Source organism: Methyloceanibacter sp., from assembly GCF_051306395.1.
Lineage (GTDB): Bacteria > Pseudomonadota > Alphaproteobacteria > Rhizobiales > Methyloligellaceae > Methyloceanibacter.
The window spans coordinates 1-10834 of the sequence record NZ_JBPPND010000009.1 but is presented as its reverse complement, the minus strand read 5'-3'; the positions used below and the strand labels follow the sequence as shown (position 1 = coordinate 10834).

Here is a 10834-nt window from a genome sequence, read left to right as displayed (position 1 = left end):
GGACCGTGCTTCAGCTCACCGGCCGCGTAGCCTTCGGCGTGAATGTAAGAGATCTCTTTGAGCTTGAGCGCCCCTTCGAGCGCGATGGGGTAGCTCGTGCCGCGGCCGAGATAAAGGACGTCGCGCGCCTTGGACAGGCTATGGGCGAGTGTCTCGTATGGGCTCTCATCGGCGAGGATCGTCGCCATGTGGCGTGGCACCTCGACCAGCGCCTTGACGAGTTCCGCCTCGAGTTCGTGACCGATCACGCCGCGCGCTTTTCCGGCGGCGATGGCAAGACAGGCGAGGACGGTGAGCTGACAGGTAAACGCCTTGGTGGACGCGACGCCGATCTCAGGGCCGCCAAGGGTCGGCAGCACCACGTCGGATTCGCGCGCGATGGAGGATTCCTCCACGTTGACGACGGACAGCACATGCTGGCGCTGCTGCCGGCAATAGCGCAGCGAGGCGAGCGTGTCGGCGGTCTCGCCGGACTGCGAGACGAACAACGCCGCGCCGCCCGGGGGAGGCGCGACCTCGCGGTAGCGGAACTCGCTCGCGATATCGACATCGACAGGCAACCGCGCCCAACGCTCGAACCAGTATTTCGCGACGAGGCATGCATAGAAGGCGGTGCCGCACGCCGACAGCGACAAGCGGCTCACTTGCGAGAAGTCGAGCGGCAAAGACGGCAGCGCCACCTGATAATTGGCAAGATCGAGATAATGCGCGAGCGTATGGCCGACCACTTCCGGCTGCTCGTGGATCTCCTTCGCCATGAAGTGGCGGTAATTGCCCTTGTCGACGACGAGACCAGTGGCGTGCGACGTCGCCACCGGGCGGGTGACGCCCGCGCCGGTCCGGTCGCGGATGGCGACGCCTTGGCGGGTGATGACCGCCCAATCGCCGTCCTCGAGATAGGCGATCCGGTCGGTGAAGGGGGCGAGCGCGATGGCGTCGGACCCAACGAACATCTCGCCGTCGCCATAACCGATGGCGAGCGGGCTGCCCTGGCGGGCCACGATCATCAAATCCTCGTAGCCGCGGAAGATCATGGCGAGCGCGAAGGCGCCTTGCAGGTGAGCCAACGCTTGGTAGACGGCGGCGACCGGATCCTTTCCGTCGCGCAATTCCCGCGTGATCAGATGCGCGATGACCTCGGTGTCCGTGTCGCTGGAGAACGGTGCGCCTTCCGCCATCAGCTGCGCCTTGAGCTCGCGGAAGTTCTCGATGATGCCGTTATGGACGATGGCGACGTCATCGGTCATGTGCGGGTGGGCGTTGGCCTCGCTCGGCTTGCCGTGGGTGGCCCAGCGCGTGTGGCCGATGCCGGTGATGCCCTGCAGCGGCTCCACCTTCAGCAGCTGTTCGAGATTGCGCAGCTTGCCTTCGGCGCGGCGCCGCTCGATGCGCCCCTGCTCCAGAGTCGCCACGCCGGCGGAGTCGTAGCCGCGATATTCGAGGCGCTTCAGCGCATCGACCAAGAGTTCCGCAACGGGTCCCTTACCGAGGACGCCAACGATCCCGCACATCGTCCCTACTCCCTCGATCCCATATTTCTGACTAGCCAGACGGCCGGTGTGTCGCAATTCACGAGCTGTGTCCCTTTGTTGCGCTTGCTCCAGGCTGATATTGCGGCAAGCCGCTACTTGGACTTGGCGCGCGCGCGGCGTGCGCGAACCTTGGCGGCCCACCCGGCGCGCTCGTCCTGCGGCGCCCGCGCGACGGCCAACGCGTCGTCCGGCACATCCTTGGTGATGACGCTGCCCGAGCCGATATAAGCACCGTCACCGATTTTCACCGGCGCGACCAAGGAAGTGTTGGACCCGATGAACGCGCCCGCGCCGATCTCGGTCCGATGCTTGGCGAAGCCGTCATAATTGCAGGTGACGGTGCCGGCGCCGATATTGGCCTTCGCGCCGATGCTGGCATCACCGATATAGGTGAGGTGGTTGACCTTCGCGCCTTCGGCGACTTCGGCGTTCTTGATCTCGACGAAGTTGCCCACATGCGCGTCCTTGGCGAGCGCGGCGCCGGGTCTCAGCCGCGCGAAAGGTCCGACCGTGGCGCCCTCGCCGATGCTCGCCTGCTCGATATGGCAGAAGCCTCTGATGGTGACACCGTCCGCGATGCGAACGCCCGGGCCAACGATGACGTTCGGCTCGATGGTTACGTCGCGGCCGATCACGGTGTCATAGCTAAAGAACACTGTCTCGGGCGCCAGGAGCGTCGCGCCGTGCGCCATGGCGGCGGCGCGCAAGCGGCGCTGCATGAATTCTTCGGCGACGGCGAGCTCCGCGCGGGAATTCACGCCAAGCACTTCTTCGGCGTTCGACAGCACGACGCGCGCCTGGAGATCGTCGGCGCGGGCGAGCGCCACCGCGTCGGTGAGATAATATTCGCCGTTTGCGTTGTCGTTGCCGATGCGCGCCAGGAGACCGGACAGCGTCTCGGCGGAGCGGAAGGCCATGATGCCGGAATTGCACAGGGTCAGCGCGCGCTCTGCCGCGCTCGCGTCCTTTTCTTCGCGGATGCCCGCAAGCCGTCCCTTGTCGTCAAAGAGCAAGCGGCCATAGCCGGTCGGATCCGACGCCTCGAAGCCGATGACCACCAAGTCGGCGCCCGCCTCGAGCTCACCTAGCACAGCCTTGAGCGTCTCGGCGCGCAAGAGCGGCGTGTCGCCATAGAGCACCAGCACCGGGCCTTTCGCGCCCTCGAACGCAGGCGCGGCCGCCTTGACCGCGTCCGCGGTTCCTAGCTGCTCGGGCTGCACGAACACTTGCGCCTTGGGATCGACCGCAAGCCCCGCCTCGCCCACCGCCTCCATGCCCGGCCCGACGACTATTCCCGCGCGGCCGATACCGGCGGCGGCGGCGGCGCGCAGCACATGGGCAAGCATGGGCGCACCCGCCAGGCGGTGGAGCACCTTGGGCAGGTCCGATTTCATGCGCGTGCCCTTGCCGGCGGCAAGGATGATGGAGAAAGCCTGGGTCATGCTGTCTCGATGATTTTTTCCCGCGAAGCCGAAGATCGCATCTTCGTACCAACTTTCCTTAAACGCGCCCTGTCTAGTCCAAAGCGCCGCCGAGGGCCACCGCCCTGGCCCCATCAAACCCCACGGGAAAATTGACCATACGGATGAAGTGAGTAATCTCGCTGAAGAGCGGCGGGACAATCTGACTCCAAGCCACATTCAGGTCGCTTTTGCGACCAAACCTCGCATTCGGAAGGTCGAATCCCATGGCAAAGCGGCGCACAGGCGGGCGGGGCGTAGCGCGGAACGTTTTCGCGGTCTTGTGGATCGCGCTGGCCGGCCTGTCGGGCTTCTACCTGTTCACCCTCTTCACCGACCCCACGGCGCTCGGCGGTCCGGTCGTCCAGCTCAGCGCCGTAAGCGAAGATCAGGCTCCGGACGCGCCGCCCGCTGCGGCTGCGCCGCCCCCCGCACCGGTTGTCAGCGGCGCCGACCCCGCTGATGTCTCCGCGCTCAAGGGCACAATACAAAATCTAACGCAGCAACTGGCGGCGCTCGATGCCCGGCTGCAACCGATCGAGCGATTCATCGGCCCGGTTGCGGCGCTGCCGCCCTCCGCGTCGGTGTCCACCTCGCCGCCCAGAGCGCAAGAGCCAGCACCTGTCGCTGCGGCGCCCGAACCGGAGCCCGAAGCGGAAGTCGTCGAAGAAGAGGTGGTCGAGGAGACCGTGGTGGAGACGCCGCCCCCGCCTCCCGCGCCGCCTCCGGTGGCTACAGCACCCGAGCCCGAGCCGGAACCTGTTGTTGAAGCGGCGCCTGAGCCCGAGGCGCCTGCCCAAGTGGCGGTCGCGGACGAGCCTGAGGCGGCGGTGGCCGAGGAAGAGGTGGAGATCGCCGCCTTCGATCCCGTCGCTTTGCCTCCCGCGGCCAATGACGGCTCGACCCGCTACGGCATCGAGATCGGGACCGTGGGCAAGCGGGACGAGCTGCGGCCCCTATGGCGCGAATATCTGACCAAGCACGCCGCGCTGGTGGCCGGCTTGCAGCCGCGCCGCGTTCTCGCACCAGACAAGAAGTGGCGGCTGATCGCCGGGCCCTTCGCCAACGCTCAAGACGCCGAAGGCGCCTGCTCGCTGTTCCAGAAGGCCGACCGGCCCTGCTCCGCCACGGTCTATGCGGGGGACGCACTCTAGGGGCGCATTACTCGCCGCCGAGAAACAGCCGGCCGATCGTCGATAAGCGCGTGGCCCTAACTGTTAATGGGCCGGACGCGGGATCACGGGATGTTGCACCGCCCATTCCTCGGGCGCGACGACCACATATTCCCCATCGATGATCTGGGTCAGCACCATGGGCTTGGCGATATTCTTGCCGCTCTCGTCGAACTTGATGGGTCCGTAAAAGGTCGCCAGATCCGTTGCGGCAATCGCGTCGCGCACTTTCTCGGTGTCGAGATCTTGGGCACGCGCGATCGCGTCGGCGAAGACATAGACGGCCGCCGCCGACTGTGCCGCCTGATAGGGCGCCTCGTAACCGTAAGCCTCCTGGAAACGCCGCGCGAAGTCGTTTGCCGAGCCGAACAGTTCGCCCTTGTGGCCGAGCGAGCGGTGCCATTGATTTGCGCAGAACACATGGGACGCGGCTTTCGGCAACTGCTCCGCCAGCCGCGCCGAATCGCAATGGGTGAGCGCGATCATGGGAATATCTGCCCGCAGCGCCTCAACCTGCTTGACGGCGGTGAGCGCCCCCTTCTCGTGGCCCGAGACCACGAGAAGATCGGGCTTCAGCGCCTTCACCTTGGTCAGCGTCACCGACATGTCGTTGAGCTCGGGTGGCAACTGGTCGTCGATGACGCAATCGATCCCAAGGCGCATGGCGTCGTCGAGCACCCCGGCCCGCACATCTTGCGCGAAAGGATCGTTCCCGGTCGCCATCGCGAATCTGAGCTCGCCGGGTTTCTTGCCGAGTTTGTCGGCATGGGCCGCGGCAAGCTCCATGGCCGGCCGCAGATACTGATCGGACGTGGACAGCACGGCGAAGATATAGCGGTAGCCCTTGGTGAAGAGTTCACGCGCCGCGCCGTTCGCCTCCACCATCGGCACCTTGTGGCGCTCGACGATGGGCAGGATCGCTTTGGTGAGCCCCGAGCTGTAGGGGCCGAGCATGAAATTCACGCCGTCTTGCTGGATCAGCCGCTCGACGAGCTCGGTGCCGCGCGCGGGCGTCGACTCGTCGTCGTAATAGCGCACTTCGAGCTTGTAGGGCTTGCCGCCGATCTTGACGCCGCCCTTGTCGTTGATCTGGCGGATGGCGAGGTCGTAGCCGTTCTTGGTATTGGTGCCGTTGAGGGCGTATTTGCCGGTCAGAGACACGGCCGCGCCGAGCGTGATGACATTTTCAGCACACAGAGCGGTATTGGCGCCGAAGACGGCTAAGAAAGTGCCGATACTGGCGAATAGCCCCCGCATAGGCGACACGTAACAGCCCCGCCGCTCTCCGAATCCCCTCAAGCTCAAGAGCTTACGCGCAATTCCGGCCCGGCGCATCACGCAAACCGGACAGGAGGCTCCCCACGCCCTTCACCCAGGTCAGAGTCGCTCGGTATTGAACGTATCGCAGGCCTGAAGGGCTCCATCCTCATAGCCGCGGCGGAACCAGCGCACGCGCTGCTCCGAGGAGCCGTGGGTGAAGGAGTCCGGCACCACATACCCTTGGGTCTGCTTCTGGATCCGGTCGTCGCCGATGGCGCTGGCCGCGCCCAGAGCCTCGTCGATATCGCCCGGCTCGATGAGCCCTTTATCGGCCTCCATCCGGTGCGCCCACACGCCGGCGAGGCAGTCGGCCTGAAGCTCCATGCGGACTTGCAAGGCATTGCCCTCCTTGCGTCCAATCCGGCGCTTCGCCGCTTCGACCTTGTCGGCGATGCCGAGTTGCTTTTGCACGTGATGGCCGACCTCGTGGGCCACCACATAGGCCTGGGCGAAATCGCCCGGCGCGCGGAAGCGGTTCTTCAGCTCGCGATAGAAATCGAGGTCGATGTAAACCTTCTCGTCGGCGGGGCAGTAGAACGGTCCCATGGCGGCCATGCCCGTGCCGCAGGCCGAGCGCACATAGCCGCTGAACAGAACCAGCTTCGGCTCGCGGTAGCGCGCGCCGAGCTCCCGGAAGGTCCGTGTCCAGCTGTCCTCGGTGGTGGCGAGCACGACGGAGATGAACTTCTTGAGATCATCCTCGTCCGCCGATTTCGGCCGCTCGATCTGCGCCTGACCGCCGGGCACGGGGAAGTTGGTGGCATCGGGCTGCTGTTGCGGCAGACGTATGTCGGGGAAGCCCGTGCCCCCGCCGCCCGGACCCGGGCCTTGCATGATGACCGAAGGATCGACGCCAAAGAACACGACCAAGCCGAGACTGATCAGCAGGCCGACAATGCCGCTCCCGCCGCCGCGCCCACCGCCGCCGCCGCCGCTGGAGGGGACGCGCATGCCGCCGCCAGGAAACGGAAAGCCAAAGCCACGGCGCTGGCCGCGCCGGTCCTCGACATTCTCGCTTTCTCTCTGGCCACGCCACCGCATTGCACCGCCCTCGCCGACCGATCGCCTAAACTCTGCGCATTGTGCATGGAGGCCGAGACCGCACAAGGCTATCGCGCCTACCAGCGTGTCGCGGAAGGCTTTCGCAAAGCGCCTCGTTCGAAGAGTCGCGGATTTGCGCCAAATAGGGTGAGAGCGACCCCGCAAATCCTTGTTGCTATTAAAGTAACTGACAACGAATCGTCACAGAACTGCCATAGGGGATAGGCATCCTTCCACATGCCCAGTTGAGTTCGGTCTGGGCAGTAGTGCGTTCTGTGTAATGCGTACGAGCCCTGGCACTCCCCGCGCCGGGGCTCTTCTTTTGTGCACTCCGCCCGCGGGGCCTTCTCAGATCGTCGATACAGACGCCGCGTGCGCGCCGCTCACGGATTGGGCGCGGGCGGCGGGTTCTCCGGCATCGCTTCGTCCGGATTCTCGTCCGGCGACATGGCATCCGGCGCCTCGTCGGGCATGAGCTCGTCCGGCATGAGCTCGTCCGGCATGGGCTCGTCCATCATCTCATCCGGAGGAGTCATATCGTCGGGCATACCAGCGTCGTCGGCGGGCATCTCGCCGGGCGGACTCATCTCATCCGGCGGGGTCATGTCGTCGGGCATACCGGCGTCGTCCATCGGAATCTCCTCGGGCGGCATTTCGTCCGGCGGCGTGTTGTCGGTGGACATATCGTCCGCTGGCGCCTCCATCGGGGGTACTTCGGCGGCGGGCTGCTCGGCCGCTGGTTGTTCCAGCTTGTCCATCTTGGCGCCCGTCTCGCTGTCATCCCCTCCCAACAGAAACGCCGCAATCACAAAGCCAATCACGATGCCGCCCAAGACGATGAGCAGAAATGCGCGGCTGCTTGGATTGTGTTGAGCCATGTGAAAGTCCTCCCTTTGCCGATCACCATCGACGTCATGCGAATTTCGATCGGCGAATCCAAGCCTATCGGCGATTCGAGGCCCGGTCGAGGGCGCCGGTACGGGGCCACAGGCGGTCGAGCACGGGGCTCAACGCGGCGGCCACGACAAAGTTCACGATCACGGAGTAGAGCGCCGCGTAGCCGGGCAAAGTGACGCCGAAGATCTCGAGCGGATAGATGGACGACACGAACCCGCGTGTGGCCGCCATGTAGGTGCCCAGCGCCGTGCCCGCGGCCCAGCCGAGCAGCAGCGCATGCGCGTTGAAGCCGCGCGTGAACAGCCCGAGCAGGATCGGTGGCAGGAGCTGGATGATCCAGATGCCGCCCAGCAACTGCAGCTGGATGGCGTAGGCTTGCGGGATCGCCAGGATGAAGAACACGGCGCCGACCTTCACCACGAGGGAGACGATCTTCGCCATGCGCGCCTCCTCGGCGTCGGTGCAATCGGGGCGCCAATATTCCTTGTAGAGGTTGCGTGTGAAGAGGTTGGCGCAGGCGATCGACATGATCGCCGCAGGGACCAGTGCCCCGATCGCAATGGCCGCGAAGGCGACGCCCACGAACCAAGAGGGGAACATGTCGAGGAACAGCGCCGGTACGGCGAAGTTCGCGCCGAATTGTTCGAAGCCCGCCGCATGAAGCGGGTTCTTATCGACGCCGGCGGCAATGGCCATGTAGCCGAGCAGCGCGATCAGGCCGAGCACGAAAGAGTAGGCGGACAAGGCCGCGGCGTTGCGCCGGATCACCTTTCCGCTCGAAGCGCTCAAGATCCCGGTCATGGAGTGCGGATAGAGAAACAGCGCCATGGCCGAGCCCAGCGCGAGGGTGAAAAAGGCGCTGTAGCTGCCGAGCGTGCTGCCGGAAGGCGGCGTCAGGAGCAGCTTCTCCGGCGGGACGCTGGCGAAGATCGCGCCATACCCGCCGAGCTTTGCCGGGATGATGACGATGGCGGCGAAGATGGTGATGAAGATCAGCAAGTCCTTCACCACGGCGATGAGCGCCGGCGCGCGCAAGCCGCTGGTATAGGTGAAGGCGGCGAGAATGATAAAGGCGATGATCAGCGGCAGATGGCCGGTGAAGCCACCGGCTGGAAAGCCGAGCGCGCCGATCACGACCTCTATGCCGACGAGCTGAAGCGCGATGTAAGGCATCGTCGCCACAAGCCCGGTCAGCGCCACGGCAAGCGCCAGCAGCCGTGAATCAAAACGCTCGCGCACGAAGTCCGCCGCGGTGACGTGGCCGCGCTCGCGCGCGATGGTCCACAGCCGCGGGAACACCAAGAACAGGATCGGATAGATCATGATCGTGTAGGGCACGGCGAAGAAGCCCATGGCGCCCGCGCCGTAGACGAGCGCCGGGACGGCGATGAAGGTGTAGGCCGTATAGAGATCGCCGCCGAGCAGGAACCAGGTGACCACGGTGCCAAAGCGCCGGCCGCCCAGCCCCCATTCATGCAGCAGGTTGAGATCGGCCTTCCGCCAGCGCGCGGCGATGAAGCCCACCCAGGTCACGAACAAGAACAGCGCCACGAAGACGCTCGCCGCGGTGACGTTGAAGCTCACAGGATGTCTCCCGGAGTCCCGGACGAATCGACCTTTCCGGGTGCGCGGTCCGTGCGCGTGGGCCGTCGCTCGAGGAGGTAGACAGCCATCACTACGGCGGCGCCCAGAAGGATCGCTGCGAGTTGGTACCAGTAGAAGAAGGGAATGCCGCCGAGCGTGGGCTCAATGCGGTTATAGAACGGGACGTAAGCCACGAGCAGGAAGGGGATGATCAGCAGAAAGCGCGGCCAATGCCGCAAGAGGCGCGATTTTTCTCCCTTTCCGGCCATGATCCGTCCCCCGTCCCGTTCCTTGGACCGGGCGGACCTTACTGAAGCTTTCGGGGAATCGCGACGGGGTATTTCGCGAGCGCCCTCGCCCGCTCCTCGCGGTGCTGCGGCGAAACATCCGGGCGGAAATGCCCTTGTTTGTTGACCTCCCCGGCGCAGCGGCTCATATGGTCGCTTGGTGAGAGCGCGTAGCTCAGCCGGTAGAGCATCTGACTTTTAATCAGAGGGTCCAGGGTTCGAGTCCCTGCGCGCTCACCAAGTTCTTCAAGGACTTAGACCCTTAAACGCCCCGGCCTTCCCCTCCGTAGGTAACATCCTAGGTAACCAACGGAGGTTTTCATGCTCGAAAAAATCCCAACTCCCTATTCGGCGGCTGCTGCCGATGCGGCCCGAGAAGCAATTCGTCGGCGTGCCTGTTCGGACTGCCGAAGATGCGAACGCAGCAATCGACTACATTATAAGAGAGGGCCAACACTGCCTTCTGTCACTAAAACACGAGCCCTATGGCTGGGTTCTCAACGCCGTCCGCGATTATCTCGCAGGGAGGATTGAGCATGATCGCCATTGATCCGCTTGACCAGCAGTTTTCCGATTTGCTCGCCAGGATGACGCGGGAACAGAAACAGTTTCTTTGTGACCGCTTTCACGACTTCGCATCTGGCCTGGCGCACATTCGACCAGATGCTTGCCCAACTTCAAGCTGGCTTCCCTAGAGAAGAGCTAGCCAGTTAAGGGAGCGCGCAGCCGGTGCTCACCTCACCGGCAACGCTAAGAGGAGCGCTGGCTTCACGGTCAGCGCCCCTTTTGCGCTAGGGCGCTGCGCCAGCGAGGAGGTTCGCCCAGCATCCGCTGTATGTTAGTGCGGGTGTCGAGGGCTCGTAGAGCCGCGCGGGCAGCGTTGGCATCCTTAACTGTCATCGGCTCTCGCGTCGATAAAGGCAGGTCTAGCCAGGCCGAATAGCTGGGCTCCTCATCGTCTCTCGTCTCTGGCGTGCTTACCATTGGAACCTTCTCCAAAGCTGCTTGCATTGCTCTTGGTATCCTCCACCTCCCTTGGTTAACGAACCCTTAGGGTGATATTCTCGGCGTGCGGGGGGAGCCAATAGAGGGAGGCTCCCATGACATCACGCCGTTTCCCGCAACCGTGGACGGTCGAGCAGATACCGGGCGGCTTCAAGGTGATCGACGCGAATGGCCAGTCACTCGTCTACGTCTACGCTCGCGAGACGAAGGCCGAAGCTGACATCGCCAAGGTGCTCACCTTCGATGAGGCGCGGCGCATTGCTCTGAATGTTGCTAAACTGCCGGAGCTGTTGGGCAGCGCCTCGCGTGAGTGAGATGCCACATGAAATGGATCGTCTACTTAGTTCCGGTGGCTATCATCGCTCTATTTTTGGCGGGCCTTACAGCCAGAAATAGGCATGTCGTTTTGGGCGTGGCAGGGTTTGTGGTGCTGGTTATTGTGATGCTCCTCTGGCTCGGCGTATTGCGGTGAATGTTGCTAGGCTGCCTGAGCTGCTGGGGGCCGAGTGACAATGTCCTTGTCCAACCTGTCTCTT

10 protein-coding genes and 1 tRNA gene are annotated in these 10834 nt (G+C 64.3%); 4 read left to right on the top strand and 7 right to left on the bottom strand.

The genetic code is table 11. The annotated features are described in order from the left end of the window. Together glmS and glmU are read right to left on the bottom strand one after the other, a co-directional pair. On the bottom strand, positions 1-1511 hold a 1511-nt coding region (glmS, locus tag ACSLE4_RS00650; RefSeq protein WP_435902559.1), incomplete at its 3' end, for a glutamine--fructose-6-phosphate transaminase (isomerizing). Between the two features lie 113 nt (positions 1512-1624). Beyond that, complete coding sequence (glmU, locus tag ACSLE4_RS00645; protein ID WP_435902558.1) at positions 1625-2974, bottom strand: bifunctional UDP-N-acetylglucosamine diphosphorylase/glucosamine-1-phosphate N-acetyltransferase GlmU; 1350 nt, start codon at positions 2972-2974, stop codon at positions 1625-1627. 245 nt (positions 2975-3219) lie between these two features. On the opposite strand from glmU, the gene ACSLE4_RS00640 reads away from it, so the two are divergent. Next, entirely contained in the window at positions 3220-4146 is a 927-nt protein-coding gene (locus ACSLE4_RS00640; protein ID WP_435902557.1) for an SPOR domain-containing protein, read from the top strand. Positions 4147-4209: 63 nt separating this feature from the next. Here ACSLE4_RS00640 and ACSLE4_RS00635 read toward each other — a convergent pair whose 3' ends face one another. From ACSLE4_RS00635 to ACSLE4_RS00615, 5 genes are all read right to left on the bottom strand, one after another. Continuing rightward, on the bottom strand, positions 4210-5421 hold the full coding sequence (locus ACSLE4_RS00635; protein ID WP_435902556.1) for an amino acid ABC transporter substrate-binding protein: 1212 nt from the start codon (positions 5419-5421) through the stop codon (positions 4210-4212). 120 nt (positions 5422-5541) lie between these two features. Further along, on the bottom strand, positions 5542-6525 hold the full coding sequence (gene ypfJ / locus ACSLE4_RS00630; protein WP_435902555.1) for a KPN_02809 family neutral zinc metallopeptidase: 984 nt from the start codon (positions 6523-6525) through the stop codon (positions 5542-5544). Positions 6526-6908: 383 nt separating this feature from the next. Further along, positions 6909-7403, bottom strand: a complete 495-nt coding sequence (locus tag ACSLE4_RS00625) for a hypothetical protein (protein ID WP_435902554.1) — start codon at positions 7401-7403, stop codon at positions 6909-6911. A gap of 64 nt (positions 7404-7467) precedes the next feature. Continuing rightward, positions 7468-9006: a monocarboxylate uptake permease MctP gene (gene mctP, locus ACSLE4_RS00620; RefSeq protein ID WP_435902553.1), complete on the bottom strand. Its 1539-nt coding sequence runs from the start codon at positions 9004-9006 to the stop codon at positions 7468-7470. After that, positions 9003-9275, bottom strand: coding sequence for a DUF3311 domain-containing protein (locus tag ACSLE4_RS00615; RefSeq protein WP_435902552.1), 273 nt, complete (start codon positions 9273-9275; stop codon positions 9003-9005). The genes mctP and ACSLE4_RS00615 overlap by 4 nt, the downstream gene beginning before the upstream one ends. 182 nt (positions 9276-9457) lie before the next feature. Here ACSLE4_RS00615 and ACSLE4_RS00610 point away from each other — a divergent pair. The 3 genes from ACSLE4_RS00610 to ACSLE4_RS00600 all read left to right on the top strand — a co-directional run bounded on the left by ACSLE4_RS00610 (position 9458) and on the right by ACSLE4_RS00600 (position 10612). Continuing rightward, positions 9458-9533: transfer RNA gene (locus ACSLE4_RS00610), tRNA-Lys, on the top strand. A 296-nt stretch (positions 9534-9829) separates the two neighbouring features. After that, complete coding sequence (locus ACSLE4_RS00605) at positions 9830-9988, top strand: hypothetical protein (protein WP_435902551.1); 159 nt, start codon at positions 9830-9832, stop codon at positions 9986-9988. 405 nt (positions 9989-10393) lie between these two features. Beyond that, entirely contained in the window at positions 10394-10612 is a 219-nt protein-coding gene (locus tag ACSLE4_RS00600; RefSeq protein WP_435902550.1) for a hypothetical protein, read from the top strand. Positions 10613-10834 lie beyond the last annotated feature (222 nt).